The sequence below is a fragment of the Streptomyces sp. NPDC059866 genome, assembly GCF_042731325.1.
In the GTDB taxonomy this organism is placed as follows: Bacteria; Actinomycetota; Actinomycetes; order Streptomycetales; family Streptomycetaceae; genus Streptomyces; species Streptomyces flavusporus.
This window is the reverse complement of record NZ_JBHWJT010000062.1, coordinates 1-24,828: the sequence shown is the minus strand read 5'-3', so window position 1 is coordinate 24,828 and position 24,828 is coordinate 1. Positions and strand designations below refer to the sequence as shown.

Below are 24,828 nucleotides of genomic sequence, written 5' to 3'. Positions count from 1 at the left end.
TCGCACCCCGAGCCGCTCTGGCGGACACGCGGGTCACGGCAACGACTGCTCGCACTCACTCTCGCTCACCAGAACACGCTTGAGCACACTTCAGCCGCCGCAGTTCCACACCCCTACATGCGGATGCGACGGACCGACCCCAGATACGAGGACGGCCCCGACGAGACATCACCGATCAACCCGCGCGAATGGCTAGAGGTCCACCCCGCGCCTCCGGAACACCAGCAGCCCAGCGCCTAACACCTTGAACCTCCGCCGGGACGATCGCCGGGATATTGATCGCAGGAAGCGTTCTCGGCCGGGACCCGCAGGAGCAGCAGGTCGAACTCCGGCCCCCCGGGTTCGTTGCGGTACGGCCCGGCGTACTGGTAGCCGAGCCGTGCGTAGAGGTCCTGGCCACGGTGGTTGGAGGGCAGGGCGAGCAGACTGGACCAGCGGGGGTTGACGGCCTTGAGCAGCGCTACGTGCAGGCGCGTGCCGATGCCCTGCGACTGCCACGGCGGGCGGACCGTCAGCTCGCACAGGCCCATCAGCCGCTCCGTGCGCGCCCCTTCGGGCACCTGGTCGACCAGGCCCGCGCCGAACCAGTACGCCGCATCGCACGGGAAGGCGTAGCCGAACCCGACGGCCGTGCCGCCCGCGTAGGCGACCACCATCTTGAATCCTCTCCTCCCTTCGCTTGCGCTCAGGAAGGAGATTCCTGACTCAGGCTGCCTGGCCGCACGGCGTGCGGTCAGGTCTTACACCCTCAGCATCAGCCGGGTTGAGACCAGCCCGGACCAGCATCACGCGGGCGGAGTTCTTGTCCCTGGGCGAGACGGCTCCGCACACGGTGCAGGCATACGTTCTCTCCGGAAGAGGGAGTGCGTGCTTGGTTCTCGCTCCGCACTGGGCACAGTCCATGGTGGTGTGCGCGGGGTTGACCAGGTGCACGATCCGGCCGTGCTTACGGGCCATCTCCCCCAGCGCCCGTTTCGCCGCGCCGATCGAGGCGTCAGCCGCCTTGCGGGCCATGGTCGACTTCGCGAGGAAGCGCGGCCGGAAGTCCTCCACCGCCATAGCATCATGGTCGCGGGCAACGCTCTTGGCCCACTTGCGGGCGGTGTCCTCCCGCTGCCGGGCCACCTTCTCGTGCAGCTTGGCGGCCTGCCGCTTCGCCTCCCGGTAGCCCTTCGAGGCCGCCTGTCCCTTCGCCGGTCGGCGCCGGGCCATCATGCGCTGGTAGCGGGCAAGCTTCTCGGCCGCGTTCTTGCCGTGCCGCGGGTGGGGAAGGTCGTGCGCGTCGGATGTGGTGGTGGCGATCTCCTTGACGCCCCAGTCGATACCGATCACACGTCCCGTTTCGGGCAGCGTCCTGGTCACGGCCGGAACGACGAACGAGCAGTACCACGCCCCGGTGGCGTCCTGGTACACGCGCACCGAGGACGACGGTTCCTCGGGCAGCTCACGCGACCACACCACCCGCAGCACGATCCCGCCCGCGAGGTGCAGCAGGCCGTCCTTGAGGCGGAAGCCCCGCCTGGTGTAGTTCAGCGTCGGCCGCGCCTCGCGCTTCTTCCTGTACTTCGGCATCCCGGCCCGCTGCCGCTGAGGGAGCCGGTCCTTGATGTCCTTCAAGGCTTTGGCGCGGGATCTGCCGAAGTCGCGTATGAGCTGCTGCTGGGGAACGCTCGCGCCCTCGGCCGGCCACGGCGTGGTCGTGCGGCCCGCGTCAGCATCTTGTCGAGCCGGGCCGGACCGCACGTCTCCGTGCCGCCCGTGGCCTTGTTGTGCAGGTGGATGGCCTTGGACTTCGCGACGCATTCGTTCCAGATCCAGCGGCAGCGCGCCCATTCCGCCTCCAGTGCGGCACGGGCGCCGGCACACACGCGCAGGCGGAAGGTGTACCGCGCGTGCGCGGTCTCCTGCCCGTCCGTGGTGTCCGTCGTCATGACCCTGAACCTACCGGGGAGGACTGACAGTCGAGAGCTGTTGATCACGGTGGGCCGGCACACCCCGGCACGGGGTGGACGGTCTTCCGCCCAGGGGGCGAAACCCCTCCTCCTGCCCCGCTCCGCAGCAGTCCGATTCCTCCCCGGCCTGAAGCCCGGGGCCTCCTCGGAGGTTCCAGGTGAAGCCCTGCCACTTAAGGTGGCCGGTGATCTGGCGGTGGAGCGCTGGCACCGACAGACCGGCCGTCTCTGCACCGGGGTTGTCAACGAGCTCGGGGTGCGCGTCGGCCCAGATATCGCTCACCACGTCGATCATCGGCGGGGACCTGGCCCGGGCCGTAGGTGCGGATCACCACGTCGGTACCGGCAACCGACGGAATTCGCTGACCTGCTGAAACGTGGCCTCCGGGGCGTGGGCGTCCCGTGAAGGAGTGCGGAGTTTCCCGGTGAACCGCGGTACGCCGGTGTCGTCGGTATGGGTGGTCACGGCCGGTTCCCAGATTGGGAACCGGCTGGTGGAGAAGACTTCGAGTGTGGTGAGGAAGACCTCGAAGGCTCCCGGGAGGCCCCGTCAGAAGCGCCCGCCGATCCGGCTGGGGGAGATCAAGACCGGTCGGATCGTGAATCGGCTGCGGGAGTTGCACGAGTTGGGCGGGGATCCGGAGTTCGAGCGGTTCCCGGCGTCGGAAGAGCTGTTTCTCGTGCTGGACCACGCGCAGACGTGGGCTGGCAAGTTGAAGCAGCCGAAGGACAGCCTGGTCAACGTGGTGGGCGAGGCTGCGGTGTTGCGCGTGAAGTTGTGGCAGTACCTGCGCGAGCAGGCTGACACCAGGCAGTTGAAGGCGATCGAGGACGGCCGGGCCGCCGGCGTGCCCTGGGACCACTTCACCGAAGCACTGTGCGTGACCTCCAAGCAGGGCGCGTACCAGAAGGCACGGCGGCTGAAGGCCGAGCAGGTCCGTGAACCCGGCCAGCGCCGTACGCCCGAGGTCGCTCGTGACCACGAGGAGCGCGCAGTCGCCGAAGAGCGGGCCCTGCTGTTCGTGCAGGAGCGGCGCTTCTCCGTCGCCCAGCAGATCGGCCGGCTGCTCCTGGAGCATCGCGACGGCATCGTCCTGGACAGCTGGGCGACGTACTGGCTCGGCGAGATCGCCGAGACCATCGACGACCGCGACGACCCGGCCAAGCGTGCACGATTCACCGGGTGGGTCGAGAGCTTCGTCCGAGCCGTCCACGGCCACGCTCGCCAGCGCAATCAGCCCTCCACCCCTACCGATGAGGCCCGCCGAGCCCTGGCGCTGGTGAGCCGAAGCACGATAGTTGTCACCTTCCGGACGGGGCGAGCTGGCGGTTTGGGCCTCGTGAAGCAAGCTGGTTGTCACCAATGAGGAATTCCGCTTGTCACTAACGGCCATTTTGCAGCCTTTCTGTCACCGGTTTCTGCTTCATGAACCGCGAAGGCGAGTAGACCGTCCTGCCTGACTCTGGCCAGAGCGCCTCGACCGCGAACAGTTGATTGTGTCCGCGTGTCAGAGACGGCCGGGCTGTCTCGTCTCAGGTTGCGACGACAGGTTCTGAGAAGAACCCACCTCGACAACAAGGAGCTGGTCATGAGCGAGGAGACGACACATCAGAAGGTCGCGCTGGTTACCGGGGCGAACAAGGGGATCGGTCGTGGGGTTGCCGAGCAACTCGCTGCGCTGGGCATGGCGGTCCTGATCGGCGCCAGAGACCCGCGGCGCGGCGAGGAATCCGCTGCGGCGGTGCGCGCGGCCGGCGGCGACGCGCACGCGGTCACCTTGGACGTCACCGACCAGGCCACCGTCCAGGAGGCCGCGAAGCAGGTTGAGGAGCGATTCGGCTACCTCGACGTGCTGATCAACAACGCCGGCATCACTGGCTCCGGGCAGGTCTCGCCCGAAGAGGCCCACGATCAAGTCCCCAGCTCTGTCGACTTGGACATGGTCCGGGCGGTGTTCGAGACCAACGTCTTCGGAGTGATCGCGGTGACCAACGCCATGCTGCCGCTGCTGCGGCGGTCACCGGCGCCACGCGTCGTCAACGTCAGCAGTCATGCCGCGTCGTTGAGTCTCACCAGCGATCCGGACGGCCCCCTTGCGGCACTGCTGCCGTCGGCGGCGTATTCGCCATCCAAGAGCGCGCTGACCGCGCTGACCGTGCAGTACGCCAATGAGCTTAGGAAGGACGGCATCCTCGTCAACGCAGTCGCCCCCGGCTTCGTCGACACGGACAGCAACAACCACACCGGATTCCTTACGGTCGCGCAGGGCGCCGCAGTAGTGGTGCGCCTGGCCACGCTCGGCGCGGACGGCCCGACCGCCGGATTCTTCAGTGAGGAGGGCTCGGTGCCCTGGTGACGGTGGCCCTGGACAGCGGCGCGTTCCACGGGCCACGGCGCCATAGCGGATCCGCAGGTGCCCCGCCCTGCTGCCAGGCCACACAACAGTCAGTGGTAATTGATGGCCGAGGGGCCCGGCTTCTCCCACTGGGAGCCGCGCCACCCCTCGTGGCGGCAGAGATTCAAGGAGGAGCCAGCATGACGAAGACCGAAGAGTTCCAGGACCTGCGGCCGCTGCTGTTCTCGATCGCCTACCGGATCCTGGGCAGTGTGAGCGAGGCCGAGGACGCGGTCCAGGAGACCTGGCTGCGCTACCAGGCCACCTCCACCCAGCCAGGGTCGGCCAAGGCGTTCCTGTCGACCGTGGTCACCCGGATCTCGATCGACGTGCTGCGCTCGGCCCGCGTCCGGCGGGAGGAGTATGTCGGGCCGTGGCTCCCCGAACCGCTGCTGACCGACCCGTACGAGGATCCGGCGCGGTCGGCGGAGCTGGCGGACTCGCTGTCGATGGCGGCCCTGCTCCTGCTGGAGAGGCTCACCCCGCTCGAGCGCGCGGTCTTCGTGTTGCGGGAGGTGTTCGCCTTCGGCTTCCCGGAGATCGCATCGGCCGTGGGGCGATCGGAGGCGGCGTGCCACCAGCTCGCGGTGCGGGCGCGCCGTCACATGGACGCGGGCCGGGCCCGGTTCAAGGCCGACCGGAAGGAGCGCGAGAAACTCGTCGAACGGTTCTTTGACGCCTTTCGGGAAGGGGATGTCGACGGGCTGGCCGAGCTGCTGGCCGCCGACGTTCAGATGATCGGCGACAGTGGCGGCAAGGCCCCGCAAATCAAGCCGGTCGTCCTCGGTGCCGGGCACGTGGTCCGGGTGCTCGCGGCGTTCGTGCCGCTGGTTATCAGGGGCGGTGGTGTCGTGGAGCCGCAGCAGGTGAACGGCCAGCCGGGCGCGATCTTCCGCGACCGGGACGGCCAGGTCCTCAGCACCTGGGCGCTCGATGTACTCGACGGGCAGATCCAGACGATCCACACGGTGAACAACCCCGATAAGCTCGGGCACGTCGGTCCCGTAGCGGACGCCTGGGTGGCTCTCCGCGAGGCGAACCAGGCACACCGGACCAAAGATTGACCGAAGAGTCGATCGCGCTCCAGGGCTGGGATGCAGGGGCCCAGGCCGACACCGGCGGGTCGGCGTAACGGAGTTGCCCGGGCTGACCTCGTCCCCTGTACGGGTTGGCCGCGATGGTCGGCACCAAGAGGCCATCTGGGTTGACACCTGCCCGGGAAGCTCGAACCGGTTGCCACCGACACTCAGGGCGTCCTCGCTGGTCACCCGAGTTGACCGAGCGCGCGTTTGGTACTCGACGGCCGTCGGTGTCAGTCGCCTCGATCAGGTGCCACTATCTCAAATAGTCGCACATCGACGGACCCACCAGCGGCTCATGGTGACAACTATCGCGCTTCGGCTCAGCTGGCCACCGAGTTCACCTTTCAGGAGCGACCCAAGATTCCCGAGCAGATCCCGCGTTCCCAACCTGGGAACCCGGCACGACGCGAGCGCCGACGAACGCGCGGCGGCCGTACGACCCCTTGACCCTCTCCGCCCATTCCGTCACCTCACGAGCTGCATTTCGTCGGTAGCCCCCAGCGGGCTGGGGTGTTCGGCAGGGGCCGGGGTCCTCGCAGCAGGCGGCCGCATCCGGGTTGTCCCACCGGCAGGCCGGGCAGTGTCACAGGACGCCGGCGGCCAGGGCCGCCGCGCGGACCGCTTCCCTCTGCCCCGTCGTCGGCCGCGTTCAGCAACGCATCCAGCAGGGCGTCCCCTGCATGGTCCTCACGACCGCGCAGGGGGCCTTTCTCCATGTCCAGGGTCAGTGCAGCGCGTCGATGGCCTTCACGATGAGGGCCCACGCCTCGGCCCCGTACACGGCCATGCTCCGCAGCTGCTCGAACGCCTTGAGGTACAGGCGGATCTCGGACGGCTGAGCGATCTTCACGCGGGCCGAGACCAGTTCGACGGAGACGAGGCTGTCGTCGTACACGTGGAAGGTCTCCCGCGGCCACTGTGACCGCTGCTGCGCGGCCATGGGGATGATGCCGAGCGACACCTGCGGCAGCGCCCCGGCGGTGAGGAGGTAGCCGAGCTGTGCCGCCATCGCGTCCGCGTCGCAGACCTGGTAGCGCAGCGCCGCCTCTTCCACGACGAACACGAACTTGTGCCCCGGCTCGTGGATGACCCGCGAGCGGTCGACACGGGCCCGCGCGGCCTCCGGGCTGTCGTCGACAGGGAGGTCGCGGAAGCTGGCGCTGAGCCCGAGGACGCCGGCCGCGTACCCCTCCGTCTGGAGCAGGCCAGGCACCAGGGAGGAGGAGTAGACCCTGAACAGCTGGGTCTCGTGGAAGAACTGCACGGCGCTGTCCTGCAAGGCCTTGAGGCCGTTGCGTACCTGGGTGCGCCATTCCGTGTACATGGACTCCGCGTGCAGCGACTGGGCGATCAGGTCGTCGACCTGGTCCGAGGCGTCGCAGGCGCGGCACCACAGGCGGATGTCCGTGGCGGTCGGGGCCGTGCGCGCGTTCTCGATGCGGGAGGTCTTGGCGTGGTGCCAGCCGCACCGGCCGGCCAGATCAGTGACCGTCAGCCCGGCGCCCTTGCGCACCTCGCGCAGTCGCTGGGCTACGACCTCTCGTGCAGCCTGGGCCGACGAGGACGGAGAGATGGGCATGAGCTGGCCTGTCCGGTGCGTGCCGTCAGTGGATCTCGTACTGGTCGTGCGGGATGGCTCGCACCCAGACAGCCTCGAAGGCCTCCGCGCACAGCTTCGCCGCGGCCGGGTCGTCGCAGACCTCACCGCCGGCCGAAGCGCCGGTGCCCGTGAAGTGGTTCCAGCGGACGACACGGTCGTCGAAGAGCCAGAAGTCGTTGCCCGGCAGCGCGATGTCCGAGGCGCGTCGTCGGGGCAGCCAGCGCACCTGCTCGCCGGCGGCGATGTTGGTGAACGTGCCGTCGTACAGGAAGCGGGTGTATTCGCTGACCGGCTCGGACACGATCCGGGCCCGCCGGATCACGACGCCTCGGGACACCGTCTGCTGGACAAGGTCCAGCCAAGGCCGCCACCAGGACGCCCGGTCGGCGGGATCATACCGAAAGCCCCTGCGCCACTCGGCGAACGGCCCTTGTTCGTAGTCGACGGCGTAGGAGTCGCGCATCTCGAGATGGACAGCTGAACGCGTGGCGCTGGACAGCAGGTCAGTGAACGCGGGCGGCACGTTCGACGGCATCGCACGCCTCCCTGACCATCGGGACCATCCTCGCCGGGATACGAACCACTGCCTCGTTGTCGGGGACGCCCACCGCGTGTCCCGGCACCTCGAACGCGGCCACCTCCGCCTCGACTTCGGGGCTCGGCTTCCACCCCTGCAGGACAAGCTCTTGCCTCTCCTCGTCGACCCACACCGTGGGACTCTCGTGGTCCCCTGTTCGGGTCGATTCCGATGAACGTTAGCGACACCGCAGCCTCCATCAATCAGATGTGCAGGACTGTGCGCCACCGTCGCCGCGTCGGAGGCCTTGGTCAAGGGGGTCTGTTGCGCCACCACTCCCGCGTGTTCAGTAGTGCGCACAGATCTGCACATTCATGGCGGTGCTGCACATCACGCTCCTAGCGTCGGGCGGTACGACGAAACCCCGGCGAGGGTGAGGCCTCCCGGGGTGTGGCCGACGCCGCCAAGGAGCGCCGACATGAGCCAAGCTACAACCCGGCCGCCCAGGTCCGAAGCCGAAGACCGGCGTCCGCTGGACGTCACGGTGATGCGGGCCAGTGCGCGCCGTCTGTTCGCCGAGGACGCCGAACTGCCCAGCCCCAAAGAGCTGGAGACGCTCACCTTGCAGCTGCGCGGGCACATCATGCTGGCGATCCCGGAAGTGGCGACGGTGGCGGCCAAGCTGCCCGAGGACGACATCCCTCGCGCGTGCGCACTGGCGTGCATCGGCGAGGCCCGGATGCGCCTGGGTCTTGAGCCTGGCCGCACGCTGCCTGCCGGTATCGCACACGCGCAGCGTCTCGCACGCTCGGTGAACGCCCTCGTCGACCACTTCGAGAACCTCGGCGGCGGGCGCGAGACGGCTGTGCAAGCGGCGCTCCGACGTCTCGGTGAGCACTGTGCTTCCTGCCGGACCTGCATGACTGTGAACGAGGCCGGCGAGAACGCCAACGTTCCGTGCGAGGTGGGCGCCCGGCTGTACGAGGAATGGCGGCAGGCGCGGCGCGGAGGTGCCGCGACGGTACCCCTGCACCGGTGAGATCCCGCCCGTCCCCATCCCCGTTGGGGGCGGGCGGCCACCAGAGCCCCGGCCGGTGGGTGCATCCCGGCCGGGGCTCTTCTATGCCGGCCCGAGTCACGGAACGGCCACACAGACCTTGCAGTACCTCCGCAAGGCGCATGATGCTGCCGCACATCCGCACCACTGGGTGGAACCATGCGTACCCGCACAGCCGCCGCCTGCCTGCTACTCGCCGGCCTCACAGCCAGCTGCTCCTCCAGCGACACTGACAATCGGTGGATGGCGCGTGCGGTGCCCAAGCCGAAGGCCCCGGTCGGGGTCGACCGGAGCCCTGGCGTGTAGGTCAGGTCCGCACCCAGCACTAGTGCCAGCGGGCGCCTACCTGGCCTTGGCTCAGCTGTGGAACTTGATGTAGCCGTTGCCGTCAGGGTCGTTCGCGCTCTTGGTGTAGGCGTGGACGTCTGCGCGGTTGCCGGACGGCTTGTACAGGTAGATCGTGTCCTTGTCGTTGTTCCACATGAAGTTGCAGTTGTCGCGGTAGACGACGTTGTTGCTGTCGGAGTCGGTGCCGTTACCACCGCGGAGCTTCACGTAGTCGCCGGGCTGGAGGTAGTGGTTGGCGGTGAAGGCGAAGCGGTTGCCGGCGGCGTCCTTGACGACGTAGCCCTTGAGGTTGATGGTCGCCGTGGACGAGTAGTTCTTGATGGTCAGGTATTCCTCGTCGGTGTTGCCGGTGGAGCAGTTGTTGGAGTCCCGGCCGGGGGCGTCGTACTGGGCTCCGCGGATCTTGAGTGCTGAGGAGTACTCGGCGGCCTGAGCCGGGGCGGCGACGGCCGCCAGGGTGCCTGCCGTGATGGCGGCAGCGACGGCGGTGGCGGCGAGTCTGCGGGTCATGTGGATCCTTCGGCAGTTGTGACTGACGTGTGAAGGACCCACGAGCGCGCCGCGCGGTTGTACGGCGAACGGAAGTGATCTGAGCTGATCATTTGTGTGCGATCTTCTGCCCCTCGTCGGCCACGTTCAGCAACTCGTCCAGCAGGGGCGGTCGTGGAGCGCCTTCTTCCCCGCTGTCGTCGAGCACGACCGTGTCTTCGACCTTGACCCGCAGCGGTACCGTGCCGTCGGGCCGGACGAGCCAATCCGCGGCGCTGTCGAGGTGGACAGACACCCGGACGGGCCGAGGTAGGTGAACACCACGACGCCGTCGACCTCCACGCACGGCAGACCGTCGTGGGTTGCCGAGTGGAAGATGGCGCCGCGATTGGCCCGCGCGCAGGCGTCTGCCTCTGGTCGGCGGGGCGGAGGATGACGAAGAACCGCTCCTGAAGGGGCTGGCCGCAGATCTGGCACAGGCGGTTCAGGAAGGCGCGGCGGGCGCGGTCGGCGTCGAGGCTGCCGAATGCGGCGTGTCCGTTGTGGATCAGGGAGACCCAGGGCACGACCAGTCCGCCGGCCAGCGGCCGGGTGTGGCAGCGCACGGGTATCGCTGGGCTCATGGAAGTCACGGTCCCTTCGGGGGAGTTGCAGCTGCTCGGTGGAGTCCTCGTCCAGCACGAAGTCGAAGCGGCTGCCCGTCTTGTTGGGCTGTCCGACGGTGCCGGTCAGGCGGCGTAGGCAGGCCGGGGTGATCGTGGTGTTGATCCGCCCGATGCGGCCCGGGAAGATGACCGGGCGGGCGGCGGCGTCGAGTTCGACCAGGCGGGCGGCGGCCGCCTCCTGGACTGCGACCAGGGTTCCGACCTCGGACAGTCCGCCGACGAAGGCGCGGATCTCGGCAAGGGTGGGCATAGGTGTGTCCCCTTTCTGCTTTCGTGGGTTGGGTCGGGCGTCTCGTCGCCCGGTGGAGGAAACCGGCCGCCGGACGGCGGGCCGGGGGTGGGCGCCGGATGCGCGGCGCCCACCGGGTACACGTCGGTCAGCCGAGCGGGTACAGCACCAGGGCGGCGACAGCGTTGTCGGGGACCTGCGGGAACAGGCCTCGCAGTTCGGGGGCTCGCGCGAGTTCGCTCTCCAGCGGGTAGACCGCGCCGGTCTGCTCGTAGACGGGCGCGTAGCGGCCGATCGCGTAAGTGCTGAACGGCGAGTAGAGGTTGCCCTCGGCATCCCGGGACAGGACGACCAGGGTCTTGCCCGGAAGGCGGGCCCAGTCGTTGCCGACCAGGCGGCGCAGGACGTCGAGGGTGAGCGGCTGATCTCCCTTGATCGGCTGTGCGGACTCAGCAGAGCCGGAGTTGGACATGACGGACTCCCTGCGGTCTTGACTGGTGGTTGCGGGGGCCGGGCACCGCCGGTGCCCGGCCGTCGTCCGCGTGCAGTTCAGGCGTCCGCGTCGTCGGTGGCGTCGGCGTCCTCGCCCCCGTGCGGGGCGAGGGCCTGCTCCTCGACCTCCGACAGCCGGTAGGAGCCCTTGTCGTCCTGACCGAGCTTCTCCAGGGGCACTGTTACGTTGGCTAACGGTGTGAGGTGGTCTCCAAGTTGATAACCCTCGGGAGGGGGTCGTGTATGGCGGGCACGCGGCCGTCGTACCAGGGCCACCGGTACCCGGTGGGGATCATCTCCCACTGCGTGTGGCTGTACTTCCGGTTCCCGCTCAGCTTCCGCGGGGTCGAGGAGCTGATGCTCGAGCGCGGCGTCGTCGTCTCCTATGAGACGGTCCGCCGGTGGTGCCGGAAATTCGGGCGGTCCTACGCCGACGCGCTGTGCCGACGCCGCCCCAGGCCAGGCGATGAATGGCATCTGGACGAGGTCTTCGTCAAGATCAACGGCAAGCGGAAGTACCTGTGGCGCGCGGTGGACCAGGACGGCAACGTCCTGGACATCCTGGTCCAGAGCCGTCGCGACAAGGATGCGGCCAGGCGTTTCTTCCGGAGACTGATGAAGAAGACCCGGTCGGTGCCCCGCGTGATCGTGACCGACAAGCTCCGGTCCTGCGGTGCCGCCCACCGCGAGGTGATGCCCTCGGTCGGGCACCGCTCCCACAAGGGCCTGAACCACCGGGCCGGGAACTCCCACCAGCCCACCCGGCAGCGCGAACGCGCGAGGAAGGGATTTTGCAGCGCCGGCGCAGCCCAACGGTGCCTGTCCGCCTTCAGCGGCATCTCACCCCCCTTCCGACCCTCACGCCGCCTGATGACCGCCCCCGGACACCGCCTCGAGATGACCATCCGCTTCACCCTCTGGGACCGGACCACCGGCGTCGTCGGCCAGCCCACCAGGGCCTGACCCCGGGACTGCCACCCGGCCCGACCCGCGCTGACGCGACCTCAGACACCTCACACCCTCAACAACGTGACAACGCCCCGCTGGCGCCTGTGCCTGATCCCCGAACAGATCGAGTCGGCCGCGTACGCCTTCTCTCTCCATGCGGCGGCCGGGGGCGTCGGTGGCCGAGGCTGACCGGTTCGCCCGCGACTACGGGATGTCTTCTTCCGGCCGGGTCTGTCCACTGGTGAGCCCCGCCCGGTATGGCTGCGCTGAATCCTTCTGGCGGGCAACGGCGCGTAGGGGCCCCCGTCGTAGCGACGCGGCGGGGGCTGGCGTGCCAGCTACGGGGCAGGCTCGTACGTCACGGTCTGCAGCGGGCAGCCCAGCGCGATGTCGTGCAGCGCGGCCAGTTCCGTGTCGTCGGCGGCCAGGCCCCACCGGAGTTTGGTGCCCACCCATTCCGCGGCGTAGCGGCAGTGCACGTCGGCGGCGAGCGGCAGCCACTCGGCAGGGTCCTGGTCGGCCTTGCTGCGGTTCGAAACGCGCGGGTTCGCGGAATCTCGGATGACTGAAGGCAAGAACCCGCACGCGAGGTAGCCGTTGGACGGCTTCTGGCGAGCGGGTTCGGGAGATTGGAAGCCGAGGAGTCTTCTCGTTGAGTTCGGCACATACGCGGTGGGATGGGTTCGGCCTCATCCGCGGAGCGAGCCCGGCAGAAGACCGAGGGCGTCGGCGGGCGGCGTAGATAATCGGTTGCCTGTTGACGATGGTGGTGGATGCAATGTCCGGCATGATCACTCAGGTGCGCCCGCCTCGGCGAGATGAGTTGAACACGCACCACCGGGCCTTGCCGCTCGGCGACCTGGGCTAACTGCAAACGAATCGTCATACGGGAGCGGGAGACGCCTACGCATGAATACGCCACCATCGCTACCTGGGTCGGAGCGGGCTGAAGGATCGTCCGTCCGGATCGGCGCTCTCGTTCCGCTGACCCGGCCCGGCTGGGTCGAGGCAGGCCAACACTTGCTCGCGGGGCTCGAGTTGGCGGTTGGCGAAGTCAATGAGGCAGGCGGGATCGGCGGAAGACCACTGGAGCTTGTGGTCCGAGACACTGCGGCTGATCCACAAAGGGCCGCGGCGGCCGTGGATGAATTGGCCGGCCTGGGCGTGGCCGCGTTGGCGGGGGAGTATCACAGCGTCGTCGCTCGCGCCGCTGCCGCCAGGGCCGACGCCCTCGGCCTGCCGTTCCTCTGCTCGTCAGCGGTTCTCGACGCGCTCACCGAACAGCCAACGGAATGGGTCGCGCGCCTCTCCCCGCCGCAGTCCCGCGGCTGGCAGATCTACGCGGACTTCCTCCTCAGCGCGGGCCACCGTCGCATCGCCGTAGCAGCCCAGCCGAGTGTCTACTGGGCAACCGGGACCCGCATTCTGCGCGACTACCTCGCTGCACGCGGCGGCACCGTCACCGAACTCGACATGCGCGCGCTCACCTCCGCGGCCGTGTGCGACGCACTCGTCGACAGTCGCGCGACGGCCCTCCTTCTGCTGGTCGGCCACCCGGAGCCGGCAGTGCCGATCGTCAAGTCCGTCCGCGGCGACCAGCGGCTCGCCGAGATCATGATTGGTGCTCCGGCCGGGCAGCCGGAGTTCGCCGAATGGGCGACGTTGCTGGGCGACGACAGCGCAGCGATCCCGTTCTTGCGCTACCTGCCCGAGCGCCTCAGCCCACTCGGTGCACGAGTCGAGACGGCCCTCCGCGAGCGGCTGGCCGAAGCGCCCTCCTTCGTCGCCTTCGAGGGCTACGACACGGTCGCCGTCCTCGCCGATGTACTGCGTTCTCACGGCGCGGACCGGGCGCGTATCGCCGAATCCTGGCCGCGCGTTGCAGTCGAAGGCACCCGCGGGCAAATCCAGTTCTCCCGCACGCCGAGCATCAGCGTTTGGCAATGGGCTCGGCCGCCAATCCAAGTCGTTGATCGAGATCCTGCGGAACCCGATCGCTTCCGGATCCTTCACGCCAGCTGAGAGAGCACGGAGGTCCGACTGCCCAGATCTGTCGGACTTCCCACCGCAAGCCCCAGGGCAGGCACTTCACCTCGCCACCACCCTCAGTGCCCCCGAACGTCCCCCAAACTGAGGCCAGTTCGGGTCGTCGCGGTGGGACCGATAGTGGATGCCCTAGCCTCGATCTTGCATGAGGGTCCGTCAGCTTGCTGACGGACCCTTTCGGCTCGCTCAGGGGCGGAGATTTCTGCAGGTGGGCAGGCTGGTGGCCCGGCTGTCGCGTCGGGTGGGCGCCGGGTTCCACGTCTCCGGATGGTGGTGCTGTTCGCAGGGGCGGGGAGGTGCTGGTCAGCCGGGGTTCGGCAGGGCGTGGAGCCGGTCCAGGGCATTGGTGATCACGTGGTTCCAGGGCCAGTGCGCCGCGAGGCGGAGGTAGCGGCGGCGGCCGGTGGTGACGAGCTGGGCGGCGGTGGAGAACAGGCGGAGCCGCAGGCGGCGGGGTTCCCAGAGCCGGGCTTTACCGGTCAACGCGAGCAGGGGCATCCAGGCGAGCAGGCCGAGCGCGATCTGGACGATCTCCAGCCAGATCTGGTTCTGCGCGGCGTCGTGGAGGGGGAGGTTGCGCAGGCCGGTGGCGCGGGCGGCGCGGATGCGGTCCTCGGCCCAGGCCCGCTGGCGGTGGCGTAGTTCCAGTTCGGCGATCGGCGCGTGGATGGTGTTGGTGGCGAAGCAGGTCAGCCGCATGCCGTCGGCGTCGGTGAAGCGCAACTGGGCACCGGGGTGCGGGCGTTCCTTGCGCACGATCAGCCGCAGCCCCTTGGGCCAGCCGGTCAGGCAGTCGCTGGCGAGTTCGGCCACCCAGGCGCCGTCGCGGATGTCGCCGTCGGGTTCGACGGCCGGCGTCCAGGCTGAGGCAGGGACCTTCAGGACGGCTTGGTGGAGGGCGTCGGTGATGGTCATGCCGACCGAGTACGACAGCCACCGCCCGCGCCGGGCGAGCCAGGCGACGAACTCGTGGGTGCCGCCGCCGGAGTCGGTGCGGATCAGGGTCTGCCGTCCTCGCCGGAGCCGTTTTGGCAGCTGGGCCAGGGCCAGCGTCGTGGCTTCGATGTGATCACTCGCGGTGTTGGAGCCCGCGTTGCCGGGCCGCAGCAGGCCCGCCACCGGCTCGCCGGACCCGCCCCGGCCGTGGTCGACGAACCCCATCAGCGGGTGGTGGCCGAAGGTCTTCTTCCAGGTCGCGGTGGCGTCCTGCTTCTCGGAGTGCGCCAGGATGAGGACCCCGTCGATGTCCACGATCACCTGCCCGCCCGCGTCCGGCGCCGCATCACCGGCCAACTTCCAGACACCTTCGCGTACTTCGGCCCGGGCCGTGCGGAGCGCGGCCAGAACCTGCTTCCCGCCCGCTGCCGGCGTGTCGACCAGCCGGGACACCGTCGGGTCGGAGGCCACCGGCCCGAACACGGCCGGTTCCGCCCGCAGCATGCCAACGTCGGCCAGGCAGTCCCCGCCCAGCGCGACCGCGAGGGCGACGTCCAGGAGGACCTTCCCCGGGTCGTGGACGGCCCGCTGTTTGCGCCACGGGGCGAGCGCGGCGGATATCGCCTGGTCAAGGCCGGTCTTGCGGATCGTTTCCACCAGCAGCACGGACCCGGCCTGGGAGACCACCCCGCGGCTGCCGCCCTCGACACGGACATGCGGGTACGACCCGATACGCTTCTTCACCTGGGAAGTGCTTCTTTCCTCGCAGCCAACAGGACCCTCAGCAAGTCCTATCGTTGCAGGTCAGGAGCACTTCCCGCGTTTTCGATCAAGCATCGGACAGTCCGCTTCGTGAAAGCGCGAGGTTAGACGGCTCCGCCAACGAAGCCGCGCTGGTGCCTGCGGACGCGCTGCCGCTGTCGACCTCGGGGCGTCGGACGGGGGCGGGGCGCTGGGCATGGCTGTCAAGGTGGGCGGCGGCTTCGTCGACGAGTCGTCCCGGACGACACCGACCACGCCGAACTCGACGGTGACAAGCAGTTGACCAGGAGCAGCGCCAGGGCCGCGCGGCTGTAGCGTAGGCAGGTGCGGCAGGTGCCGTCCGAGATGAGCCCCGGAATCTCTCGCCGGGATACGTCGATGACCAGGAACGCGCCGTCCGGGCCTTCACCCGGCACGCCGATGCGATGCCGTGGCAGTGGACGCCGCAACATGTCGAATGGTCCGCCGATCTGCGGGCCGTGCACGGATGCGTCCGCTCCACCCTGCGCAACTACCAGGGCTCCGTCCGCCCGTTCTGCGACTTCCTGACCACCCCGGCCTACGGCTGGACCGACGAGTGCCTGCGGCACTTCGGCACACACCCGGTCCAAGTGGTCTACGACTGGAACGCCGCGACGCACGCCGACGAAGCCGAGGGCGAGCCAGAACGCCGAGCGTTCACCCAGCCCGAGCTGGAAGCGTTCTTGGACCACGCCGACGAGGAGGTGCTGCGTGTCCGCGGCAAGGGCCGCAAGGGCTGGTTGCCGGCCTTCCGAGACGCCACCTTGTTCAAGGTGGCGTACGCCTACGGCCTGCGCCGCAACGAGACCCGGATACTGAATCTCACCGACTTCGGCCGCAACCCGGAGGGGCGGGAGTTCGACGAGTACGGCACCCCACTGGTCCGCTACGGCAAGGCCAAGAAGGGGTCGCCACCGAAGCGCCGCAGCGTGCTGACCGTCTGGCACTGGACACCCGGCACCATCGATGAATGGATCAGCGCGGTGCGGCCCGGGATGCGGCATTCGACCAGCCGGGCCCTCTGGCCGTCCGAGCGAGGCCCGCGGATCGGGCTCCAGCGGCTGGACTCCCGCTTCGCCGCCTACCGGGACGCGCTCGGCCTGGACCCCGCGCTGGAGTTCCACTCACTGCGCAGGTCCTACATCACCCACCTGATCGAGGACGGCCACGACCCGCTGTTCGTCCAGCAGCAGGTCGGTCACGACCACCGCGATCTACACCTGCGTCTCTTCCGGGCTCACCGACGAAATGGGGAACGCCGGAGTGACGGAATGCCGGCAGTGACGTCTACCGCTTGACCCGTCCGCGGATGGCGTCGACCGCATCGTAGGCAACTCTGTCGACCTGATGGCCGAGGCGCCCGGCCGGCTACGAAGCCTGCTTGGACCTGTACGACAAGCGCGGCGTACGGCTGGCGGACAATCCGCTGGTGGGGGGCGGCTCCGTCTGCCGCCGCAAGTCGGTCAAGGACGTCGAGGCCGTGCTCGCCACCGCGGCCGCCGCCGGCCTGCGCCTGCACGGCTTCGGCCTGAAGACCCAGGCGCTCGAAACGTGCGCCGAGTACCTGGCCTCCGCCGACTCCCTCGCGTGGTCGCGCGACGCCCGCTGGTCCGACCCGCTGCCCCGGTGCGAGGGCAAGCACAAGAGCTGCTCCAACTGCGTGCACTGGGCGATGCGCTGGCGTGAACGCGTCCTGGACGTACTGCACGCCCCTCGTCAGCTGATGCTCCCCGCCACGACCTGACCACTCGCCGGCCGTGCCGGTCCGGGCGGCAACTCCGGACCGGCGCAGCTCACCAACTCACCGCTCTGAGAGGACCCTTGTGATGTCTGCGTATGAACAGCCGCCGCTCGATCTCGGCGCCGTCTGCCAGCGGTGGAAGCCCTGTCGGCACAGTTGGAGGCCGACCAGTGAAGGCGGATTCGGCCCCCGCCCCGCTACCGCGTCCGCGAGATGCCGAACGAGCTGGTCCACACGGCGAAGGCCTTCGTCCGCGCTCACCATTACAGCGGTTCGTCGGGCCTTATCTGCATCTGTCAAGCACAACTACCGGTCGCAGGCTCGAAGTTTGTGCAGGCATGTAAGGCACGGTTCACGCCCAGACAGGCATCGCGGTGGGCGTCGCGTACGACGGTTTACGGCCCCAGAGAAGGGCTGGTTGGCGGGCCTGCTGAACCGCCAGCAGGCGGGGAAGATGCGGGTACACGGCGGTGGATGGAGAGGGGGCGGTGTCCGTGGCCGCGGCCAGCAGCACGGACTCGGCGCTCAAGCGGGCCCGGGTAGCGCGGAACATGACGCTGGAGGAGGCCGCCGACGCGCTGAATGCGATCACCGGCGGGGCTGCGGACGCGAGCCTGATGAGTGCGTGGGAGTCCGGGCGGCGCCGTACGGGCAAGCGGAACCGGGCTGGGCTCTGCCAGCTGTACCGTGAGCGGCCCGAAGTACTGTTTGCGCACCAGGACGGCGCGGCCACGAGCGTGCTGGAGTTCTCTGGGACGGCTGTGGTGGTCAAGGTGCTCGCCCGGTGGACGGACTTGGTCGAGACGATGGTCGATGTCGTCGCGGGAGCTCGGGAGCAGCTGGTGGTTACCGGTAGCCGGTCGCGGGAGAAGGCATATCTGGCGGCGATCGAGACGGCCGTGGCCCAGCGCCCCGACCTGGTCCACTACCGGGTGCTGTACGGGCCACCCCGGCACCGGGCGCTCGCCGACCACCTGACGCGGCTGCTGGAGCTGCGCGATCCGGCCGCGCGCCGCAACGGCGTCAAGACGCTGCACATCGGGATGGTGGAGCCGACCGAGGCACTGGAGCGCTTCTTCGTGGCGTCCGAGACCGCCGCGGTGGTGCCGCTGCCGTCGTTCCATGGGGCGGAGGGGTTCGACTGCGGCGTCTTACTCAGTCGCGAGGCAGCGGTGGGTCTGGTCCACCATGGGCGGGAGGCGTGCGCGTCCGCGCGGCCGGTGGAGACGATCGAGGCCGTCCGCGCACTGCCGGTACGGCACAACTAAAGGGGCGAGGGAGAAGCGTGAGCGAGGACCTTCAGCAGGCCGAGGGCCGTGCGGCGTCCGTGGTGGAGCTGGCCCAGGATCTGATCCGGCGGCCGAGCCGGGGCGGGATCGACGACTGCGGGCCTGTCCTGGGTGTGCTGGAGGACTGGCTCGCCGCGCGCGGCCTGCCGCACCGTCATCTGCACGACGGCGCCGGTGAGCTGGTGGGGCTGCTGGTGGAGATCCCCGGAGGCCGTCCGGGGAAGTGGTGGACGCTGGACGCGTGCGTGGACACCGCCCCGTACGGTGACGAGACCGCCTGGTCCTTCCCGCCCGCCTCCGGGGATGTGGTGGACGGCTGGCTGCTCGGCCGCGGGGCTGCGGATTCCAAGCTCGCCGCAGCGATGTTCTGCCACATCGCTGCCGACCTCGTGCCCCGCGCCGAGACCCTGTATGGCGGACTCGCCGTGCTGTTGGACGTCGACGAGCACACCGGCGGCTTCGGCGGCGCCCGCGCCTACCTCGCCGACCCGCATGCGGCCCGCCCCGCCGGGGTGATGATCGGCTACCCCGGCATGGAGGAGGTCGTGGTCGGCGGCCGGGGCCTGTGGCGGGCCACCATCGCCGTGCATGCCCCCTCCGGGCACTCCGGCTCCAGCAAGAACGTGGTGGGAGCGATCTCCCGTGCCGCCCATCTCGTCAGGCTCCTGGACGCCGCCGAACTGCCCGGTGCCGCCGCGGCCTCGGGATTCCCGCTGCCGCCGAAGCTGTCGGTCACGTCCTTCCACGGCGGCCAGGGCTTCTCGGTCACCCCCGACCGGTGCGACCTCAACGTCGACATCCGCACCACGCCGACCTTCGACGGCCACGACGCCGAGACGCTCGTCCGCAAGGCCGTCGCCGAGCTCGACGCGGAGCTGCCCGCCCCGGCACCCACCGAGATCACCCCGATCGCCGCGTGGCCACCCTTCCGCCTCGCCGAGAACGAGCAGCCCGCCGCCGCCCTGCTGCATGCCGCCACCGAAGCAGGGCTCAGGGTCCGCTCGAAGACCGCGGGTCCGTCGAACATCGGCAACCTGCTCGCCGGGCAGGGCATCCCGGCCACCGCCGGCTTCGGCGTGCCGTACAAGGGGCTGCACGGCATCGACGAGCGCGCCCACCTCGCCGAACTGCCCACGGTGTACGCCGTCTACCAGCGTGCTGTCCTCGAGCTCCTTGAGAGCTGACGTCCCAGGCCCGTCCCAGATTTCTCCCAGATCCACTCCCAGCAAGTGCCCAACTCCGTCTCTGGGAACAGATCTTGTCTCGCGGTGACATAGAGGCAGCACCACCTCCACATCCACCAAGACAAGGGAGGCCGGTCATGGCCGAGCAGACCATCGTCACCACCCAGCCCGCCACCGCGAACACGTCCGCCGCGGCGCCGAACACCGGCGGCTTCACGCCGCAGGTCAGCACCCACCCGGTGGCGACTCTCACCCTGGGCCGCCAATCGTTCAACGACTCAGACAAGTCCAACTACTTCGAGGGCTGACAAGCCCAGGACACCACCGAGCACCCCGGGGGCCGGCCGCTATGACGGCCGGCCCCCGGGCGCGTCACAGGGGAGACGAACAGATGGAACGGGAGTGGATGAGCGGCGGCACTGCCGCCGTGGACGGATTGACGATCGACGGGCTCGCCGGTATCCGCCGGGCCCCGGCCGCGCGAGTGCGCATGGCCGTCGAAGGGCCGGTCGCGCTCGCGGTCGTGGGCGACTGCCCGGCCGCAGACCAGGACCTCCGCGCCGCGCTCCCGGCCGTGCGGGTAGGCCGGTGGGACGAGCTCACCCGGTGGCCGGGCTCGTACTGGGTGGTCGCGGACGACGGGCGGCATCGGTTCGTGTGCGGTGACCTGGCCGGCATCCGGGCCGTCTACTACGCGCGCGGCGAGGAGGGAACGCCGTGGGCGACCGAGCCCGGCCTGCTGGGGCGTCCCCTCGTTGCGGACCTGCCGTGGCTGGCGGCCCGGCTGACGACGGGTGAGCATCACTGGCCGCACCGCAGCCCGTACGAGCAGATCCGCATGATGCCCGGCGGATTCGGGCTGCTGCTCACGCCCGCGGCACCGCCGCAGCTCGTCGACATCACCGACGTCGAGCCCGTGGACGAGCTCCGCGAAGGCGCCGAGCGGTTCGGGCGTGCGCTCACCGACGCCGTCCAGCTCCGCGTCCACGCCGCCGGCGGCGTGGTGGGGGCGGACCTGTCCGGCGGGCTGGACTCCTCGGCGGCCGTCGTGCTCGCGGCCGACGCCGGAACCGTGCACGCGGTCACCTACACCGACGGCTACACCAGCGGCGAGGACATGGCCTTCGCCGCCCGCGTCGCCGAGCACACGGGGATCGCGCACACGGTCGCCACCGGGGCCGACGAGCAGCTGCCCTTCGGCTTCGCGTCCGGACAGCCGACCGGCACCGAGCCGGTTCTGGAGGCGGCGATGTACGCCATGGACACCGCGTATCTGCACCCCGTGCGAGGGCTGCCGCTGCACCTGACCGGGCACGGCGGTGACATCGTGCTGGACGCCTCCAGCTCCTGCTGGGTCCGCCTCCTCCAGGACGGCCGACGGCGTGAGGCCCACCGCCAGGTCGTGGCGTTCACCCGGCTGCGCAACACCGCCCCGGGCCCGTACTGGAAGGCCCTCAAACAGGCCGCTGAACTGGGCCGGAGCGGCTCCCTTGAACGTGCTGCCGAGGCCCTGGAACGCGGGCCCATCACGCCGGAGACCGCCGTGGCCGGCTGGTCGTGGTGCCGCCTCGGCGCCGGCGCGTCCTGGCTCACGGCCAAAGGCCGCCACCAGGTCGCCGCGCTGCTGCGGCAGGCTGCCCGAGACCGGCAGCCGGAGCTGGCAGACGAGTTCGACCAGTGGGCCGCCCTGCGATCGGTGGGCACCTCCGCCCGCGGCTGGGCCCCGTACGCCGAGGCGCTCGGCGTGACGCCTGTGTACCCGTACCTGGACAACCAGGTCGTCCGCGCCGCGTTCGCCGTCCCGGCCCTCGCCCGGCGAGGGCTGGTCACCTACAAGCCGCTGCTGCGGGCCGCGCTGCCGCAGCTCCCGGACTGGCTGACCACTCGCCGCTCGAAGGGCTCGTTCACCGCCCAGCGCATCGCCGGACTCGCCCGGCACCGGGACCGGCTCGACGAACTGATCGCGTCGAGTCCGCTCGCGGCCGGCGGGCTGATCGACCCCGCGGCCGTGCGTGCCGCACTCGCACAGGCGGCCCGGGGTCAGAGCGCCACAGTGATCGCCGACCTGCACCAGCTGATCGTGACGTGCTGGTGGCTGACCGGTCAGACAGCCAGGAGGGATGTGGCAGCGTGCTGACCCCTGCCCCTCACGTCCACCACGCCACGGGCCCGTCCGGCACGGCGGTGCTCGACGTCCGGCGCGGGGCGTGGCTGATGCTCGATCCGGACGCCTCGAAGATCTGGCACGCCGTCACCGTCCGCGGCGGCACGGCCGGGCTCGCCGACGAGATCGCCCTCCCCACCGGCCAGGACCCACAGACCGTCGGCGGCCAGATCGACGCGTTCGTCGACAAGCTGGTGGTCGCTGGCGTGCTCGTCGACACCGACCGGCCGCGGCGAGTACACCGAAGGTGGTGGCGTCGATGACGGTCATGGTCCCCTCCGCCCGGCCCACCGCCCCAAGGCGCGACCGCCTGGTGGCCGCCGTTGCGCTCGCCCTCTCCCTGACCATGAGTCGGCTGCCCCTGCGCTGGCAGATCGCAACTGTCCGGATGCTGCGCGGCCTGCCGTACGCGCGCCTTGCCCGCCTCGACGCCCTCTACACGGCAGTGCTGGCGGTGATCCCTTCCTGGTGGCCGGGCCGGATCGCCTGCATGGAGATCAGTCTCGCCACCGTCATCGCGACCGCCCTCACCGGCCGCCGCTCCCGCTGGGTGCTCGGCGCCCGCTTCCTCCCCGACGCCGCGCACGCCTGGGCCGACGTCCCCGAGGGCGCGGTCGGCCGGGACACCGGCGACACCGTCGACCGACCGTGGATGCCGGTCCTCGCCGTGCCGTAGCGGCTCCTGGGCTGCCGTGGTCCGGGGCCGGCCCGAACCTCCCCGCCCCGGACCACGGGCTCACTCGATCGAGTGAAAACCTGGGGGTGTTGCTGACGGGTGGCGAGGCGACCAGCACCGATGCGGGGTATGCGGAACAACCCTGTTGCTCGGCCGTCTGGTTCGGTCTCTTCATGGGGCGCGTGAGTTCTTCCGTATCCTCCCCGCCCGTCGCCGCCGCGGGCCAGCCGCCCGTGATGCGTCTGGCCTCCGACCGGCACTTCGAGGCGAGCGTCAGCCTGTCCACGCGGGCGATAGCGCGCCGCCTGCCCCGCACCCTCGCCCAGGCCGCCCGGCTCGGCTGGCACACCGACCGCCGCGCCGTCCTGGCCCTGCTTACCTGCCAGATCGGCGCCGCCGCGCTCACCGCGACCGCGCTGGCGGCCACCACCCGCGTCCTGGCAGCCGTCTTCACCGGCCCCGACCTTGCCACCGGGCTCGGCGAGAACCTGACCGCCGTGGTCGTGCTCGCCCTTGCCGCGTGCGGCCGCTACCTGCTGGACGCCTCCGCACGCGCGGCCGCCGCCCGGCTCGCGCCGAAGGCCGTACGGGAAGCCGACCTGGAGGTCATCACCGCGGCGACGGCCGCCGAGCTGGTGGCCTACGAGGATCCGGATTTCGAGGACGCCCATGCCGCTGCCTCCGACGGGGCGGAGAAGACCGGCGACCTCATCCTCGACGCCCAGCTGCTGACCTCCGCCGCCGCGCAGCTGGCCGCCGCGGCGACGGTGGTCACCGTCCTGCACCCGGTGATGCTGCCCCTGCTGGTCCTGTCCGTTGTCCCGTGCGCGTGGGGCGCGGTACGGGGAGCGCGGATCGAACACGCCGCCCATCATCGCAATCTCGCCGACTCCCGGCTGCGCAACGTGTTCCGCTCCTACACCACCGAGCGGAACACCGCCGAGGAGGTCCGCGCGGGCACCATGGCCGGCTTCCTGATCCGGCAGTACCGCATCGTCTCCGGCCGCCTGGAGGCCGAGCAGCTCAAGGCCACGAGGCAGGCCCTGGTCGTGCAGGGCATCGGTGACGCGCTTACTGCCGTCGGCACCGCCGCGACCTGGGGCGTGCTCGTGCTCCTGGTGGCCACGGGCCGGATGGAGCTCGCGGTCGCGGGGACCGCCGCCTTGGCGGTGCGGACCTCCGGGGCCGCGCTGGCCACCACGGTCCGGGCGGGGGCCCGGCTGTTCCGCACCTCGCTGTCGCTGGACGACTGGGCGCGCTTTCTGGCCGTGGCCAAGCCGTGGACGACCCGCCGCGGCTCGACCCAACTCCCCGAGGACGGGCCGCGGGTGATCACCGCCACGGACGTTTCCTTCACCTACCCTGGAGCCGACCGCCCCGCACTGGACGGCATCACCCTCGGCCTCAAGCGCGGCGAAGTCATCGCCCTGGTGGGCGAGAACGGCGCTGGCAAGAGCACCCTCGCCCGCGTGCTGACGGGGCTGTACCTCCCCACCGAGGGCTCGGTGCGCTGGGACGGGGTGGACCTGGCAGATGCCGACCCGGCCGGGGTGCTGTCCAAGGTGGCGCTCGTGCCGCAGGATTACACCCGCTGGCCGCTGGCCGCCCGCGAGAACATCACCCTCGGTCAGCCCCGCCCCGACGGCGACGCCGCCGTGCACGCCGCCGTCGAGGCGGCCGGTGCCGACAGCGTCATCGCCGCGCTGCCCCACGGGCTGGACACCTCGCTTGCCCGCTCCTGGTGGGGCGGACACGACCTGTCCGGCGGGCAGTGGCAGCGCATCGCGGTCGCCCGTGCCTTCCACCGCGACGCCCCCGTCCTGGTGATGGACGAGCCGACCGCCGCGCTTGACGCCCGCGCCGAACACCGCATCTACACCCGGCTCAAGGCCCTCGCCGCCGGACGGGCCACGGTCTTCATCACCCATCGCCTGGCCAACGCTCGCCTCGCCGACCGGATCATCGTCCTCGACCAGGGCCGTGTCTCCGAGATGGGTACGTATGACGAACTGATCGACCAGGCCGGTGGCTTCTTCGAGATGTTGAAGTTGCAGGAGGACAGGGACTGATCATCACTGACTTCCTCGATTGGCAGACGGTGCCGAGATCGAGCGGCTGTTGTTCGAACGCGGACATCTCAGTGGACGTTAAGTCCGATCTTCCTCGGTTCGTGATCGCTCGATCGTGGTACTGATCGTCACGCAGGGCGCCTGCCGGGCATGTCCATGTTGAGA

The 24,828-nt window shown here is 70.0% G+C and carries 23 protein-coding genes and 3 pseudogenes; 15 read left to right on the top strand and 11 right to left on the bottom strand.

The genetic code is table 11. The features are described 5' to 3' along the window. Positions 1 to 236 precede the first annotated feature (236 nt). Together ACFV7R_RS43810 and ACFV7R_RS43805 are read right to left on the bottom strand one after the other, a co-directional pair. Entirely contained in the window at positions 237 to 656 is a 420-nt protein-coding gene (locus ACFV7R_RS43810; RefSeq protein ID WP_385275412.1) for a GNAT family N-acetyltransferase, read from the bottom strand. Between the two features lie 49 nt (positions 657 to 705). After that, positions 706 to 1,931: pseudogene (locus ACFV7R_RS43805) on the bottom strand (RNA-guided endonuclease InsQ/TnpB family protein). Positions 1,932 to 2,377: 446 nt separating this feature from the next. On the opposite strand from ACFV7R_RS43805, the gene ACFV7R_RS43800 reads away from it, so the two are divergent. The 3 genes from ACFV7R_RS43800 (at position 2,378) to ACFV7R_RS43790 (ending at position 5,412) form a co-directional block, all read left to right on the top strand. Further along, a complete protein-coding gene (locus tag ACFV7R_RS43800) occupies positions 2,378 to 3,319 on the top strand; it encodes a hypothetical protein (protein ID WP_385275409.1) in 942 nt (313 codons plus the stop codon). 222 nt (positions 3,320 to 3,541) lie between these two features. Then, a complete protein-coding gene (locus tag ACFV7R_RS43795; protein ID WP_385275407.1) occupies positions 3,542 to 4,309 on the top strand; it encodes an SDR family oxidoreductase in 768 nt (255 codons plus the stop codon). Between the two features lie 179 nt (positions 4,310 to 4,488). Beyond that, the gene (locus ACFV7R_RS43790; protein ID WP_385275404.1) at positions 4,489 to 5,412 is read left to right on the top strand and encodes an RNA polymerase sigma-70 factor; all 924 of its coding nucleotides are present in this window, start codon (positions 4,489 to 4,491) and stop codon (positions 5,410 to 5,412) included. A gap of 742 nt (positions 5,413 to 6,154) precedes the next feature. Here ACFV7R_RS43790 and ACFV7R_RS43785 read toward each other — a convergent pair. From ACFV7R_RS43785 to ACFV7R_RS43775, 3 genes and pseudogenes are all read right to left on the bottom strand, one after another. Then, a complete protein-coding gene (locus ACFV7R_RS43785; RefSeq protein WP_385275401.1) occupies positions 6,155 to 7,009 on the bottom strand; it encodes a helix-turn-helix domain-containing protein in 855 nt (284 codons plus the stop codon). Between the two features lie 25 nt (positions 7,010 to 7,034). Continuing rightward, positions 7,035 to 7,565, bottom strand: a complete 531-nt coding sequence (locus ACFV7R_RS43780) for a DUF6879 family protein (RefSeq protein ID WP_385275398.1) — start codon at positions 7,563 to 7,565, stop codon at positions 7,035 to 7,037. Further along, a pseudogene (locus ACFV7R_RS43775) lies at positions 7,534 to 7,795 on the bottom strand (hypothetical protein). The gene ACFV7R_RS43780 and the pseudogene ACFV7R_RS43775 overlap by 32 nt, the downstream one beginning before the upstream one ends. Positions 7,796 to 8,025: 230 nt before the next feature. Between ACFV7R_RS43775 and ACFV7R_RS43770 the strand changes: the two are divergent. Next, positions 8,026 to 8,586, top strand: coding sequence for a DUF6415 family natural product biosynthesis protein (locus tag ACFV7R_RS43770; RefSeq protein WP_385275395.1), 561 nt, complete (start codon positions 8,026 to 8,028; stop codon positions 8,584 to 8,586). A 375-nt stretch (positions 8,587 to 8,961) separates the two neighbouring features. On the opposite strand, the gene ACFV7R_RS43765 is transcribed toward ACFV7R_RS43770, so the two are convergent. The 4 genes from ACFV7R_RS43765 to ACFV7R_RS43750 form a co-directional block, all read right to left on the bottom strand. Further along, a complete protein-coding gene (locus ACFV7R_RS43765; RefSeq protein WP_385275391.1) occupies positions 8,962 to 9,462 on the bottom strand; it encodes a lamin tail domain-containing protein in 501 nt (166 codons plus the stop codon). An 88-nt stretch (positions 9,463 to 9,550) separates the two neighbouring features. Continuing rightward, positions 9,551 to 9,736: a hypothetical protein gene (locus tag ACFV7R_RS43760; RefSeq protein WP_385275388.1), complete on the bottom strand. Its 186-nt coding sequence runs from the start codon at positions 9,734 to 9,736 to the stop codon at positions 9,551 to 9,553. Between the two features lie 747 nt (positions 9,737 to 10,483). Further along, positions 10,484 to 10,807 (bottom strand): hypothetical protein, encoded by a 324-nt coding sequence (locus ACFV7R_RS43755; protein WP_385275386.1) that lies wholly within the window; start codon positions 10,805 to 10,807, stop codon positions 10,484 to 10,486. Between the two features lie 77 nt (positions 10,808 to 10,884). Then, the gene (locus tag ACFV7R_RS43750; protein ID WP_385275383.1) at positions 10,885 to 11,007 is read right to left on the bottom strand and encodes a hypothetical protein; all 123 of its coding nucleotides are present in this window, start codon (positions 11,005 to 11,007) and stop codon (positions 10,885 to 10,887) included. 63 nt (positions 11,008 to 11,070) lie between these two features. Here ACFV7R_RS43750 and ACFV7R_RS43745 point away from each other — a divergent pair, with 63 nt between their 5' ends. Beyond that, positions 11,071 to 11,790 (top strand): IS6 family transposase, encoded by a 720-nt coding sequence (locus ACFV7R_RS43745; RefSeq protein WP_385275380.1) that lies wholly within the window; start codon positions 11,071 to 11,073, stop codon positions 11,788 to 11,790. A 323-nt stretch (positions 11,791 to 12,113) separates the two neighbouring features. On the opposite strand, the pseudogene ACFV7R_RS43740 reads toward ACFV7R_RS43745, so the two are convergent. Then, a pseudogene (locus ACFV7R_RS43740) lies at positions 12,114 to 12,311 on the bottom strand (HNH endonuclease); the annotation flags it as partial. A gap of 373 nt (positions 12,312 to 12,684) precedes the next feature. On the opposite strand from ACFV7R_RS43740, the gene ACFV7R_RS43735 reads away from it, so the two are divergent. Next, positions 12,685 to 13,797 carry an ABC transporter substrate-binding protein gene (locus ACFV7R_RS43735; RefSeq protein WP_385275377.1) on the top strand — a complete coding sequence of 371 codons (1,113 nt, stop codon included), beginning with the start codon at positions 12,685 to 12,687 and terminating at the stop codon, positions 13,795 to 13,797. A gap of 327 nt (positions 13,798 to 14,124) precedes the next feature. Here the strand turns inward: ACFV7R_RS43735 and ACFV7R_RS43730 are convergent, their stop codons facing one another. Next, positions 14,125 to 15,501: an IS1380 family transposase gene (locus ACFV7R_RS43730; protein WP_385275374.1), complete on the bottom strand. Its 1,377-nt coding sequence runs from the start codon at positions 15,499 to 15,501 to the stop codon at positions 14,125 to 14,127. A 443-nt stretch (positions 15,502 to 15,944) separates the two neighbouring features. Between ACFV7R_RS43730 and ACFV7R_RS43725 the strand changes: the two genes are divergently transcribed. The 9 genes from ACFV7R_RS43725 (at position 15,945) to ACFV7R_RS43685 (ending at position 24,663) form a co-directional block, all read left to right on the top strand. After that, positions 15,945 to 16,838 carry a tyrosine-type recombinase/integrase gene (locus ACFV7R_RS43725; RefSeq protein ID WP_385275372.1) on the top strand — a complete coding sequence of 298 codons (894 nt, stop codon included), beginning with the start codon at positions 15,945 to 15,947 and terminating at the stop codon, positions 16,836 to 16,838. A gap of 83 nt (positions 16,839 to 16,921) precedes the next feature. Then, complete coding sequence (locus tag ACFV7R_RS43720; protein WP_385275369.1) at positions 16,922 to 17,284, top strand: hypothetical protein; 363 nt, start codon at positions 16,922 to 16,924, stop codon at positions 17,282 to 17,284. 485 nt (positions 17,285 to 17,769) lie between these two features. Further along, positions 17,770 to 18,549, top strand: coding sequence for an XRE family transcriptional regulator (locus tag ACFV7R_RS43715; RefSeq protein WP_385275366.1), 780 nt, complete (start codon positions 17,770 to 17,772; stop codon positions 18,547 to 18,549). A gap of 17 nt (positions 18,550 to 18,566) precedes the next feature. Further along, the gene (locus tag ACFV7R_RS43710) at positions 18,567 to 19,754 is read left to right on the top strand and encodes a M20 family metallopeptidase (protein WP_385275363.1); all 1,188 of its coding nucleotides are present in this window, start codon (positions 18,567 to 18,569) and stop codon (positions 19,752 to 19,754) included. Positions 19,755 to 19,891: 137 nt separating this feature from the next. Further along, on the top strand, positions 19,892 to 20,062 hold the full coding sequence (locus ACFV7R_RS43705) for a hypothetical protein (RefSeq protein ID WP_385275360.1): 171 nt from the start codon (positions 19,892 to 19,894) through the stop codon (positions 20,060 to 20,062). An 83-nt stretch (positions 20,063 to 20,145) separates the two neighbouring features. After that, a complete protein-coding gene (locus tag ACFV7R_RS43700; RefSeq protein ID WP_385275357.1) occupies positions 20,146 to 21,891 on the top strand; it encodes an asparagine synthase-related protein in 1,746 nt (581 codons plus the stop codon). Further along, positions 21,885 to 22,181, top strand: a complete 297-nt coding sequence (locus ACFV7R_RS43695; protein WP_385275354.1) for a PqqD family protein — start codon at positions 21,885 to 21,887, stop codon at positions 22,179 to 22,181. The genes ACFV7R_RS43700 and ACFV7R_RS43695 overlap by 7 nt, the downstream gene beginning before the upstream one ends. After that, positions 22,178 to 22,594, top strand: a complete 417-nt coding sequence (locus ACFV7R_RS43690) for a lasso peptide biosynthesis B2 protein (protein ID WP_385275351.1) — start codon at positions 22,178 to 22,180, stop codon at positions 22,592 to 22,594. The genes ACFV7R_RS43695 and ACFV7R_RS43690 overlap by 4 nt, the downstream gene beginning before the upstream one ends. 182 nt (positions 22,595 to 22,776) lie before the next feature. Next, positions 22,777 to 24,663: an ABC transporter ATP-binding protein gene (locus ACFV7R_RS43685; RefSeq protein WP_385275348.1), complete on the top strand. Its 1,887-nt coding sequence runs from the start codon at positions 22,777 to 22,779 to the stop codon at positions 24,661 to 24,663. Positions 24,664 to 24,828: the final 165 nt, after the last annotated feature.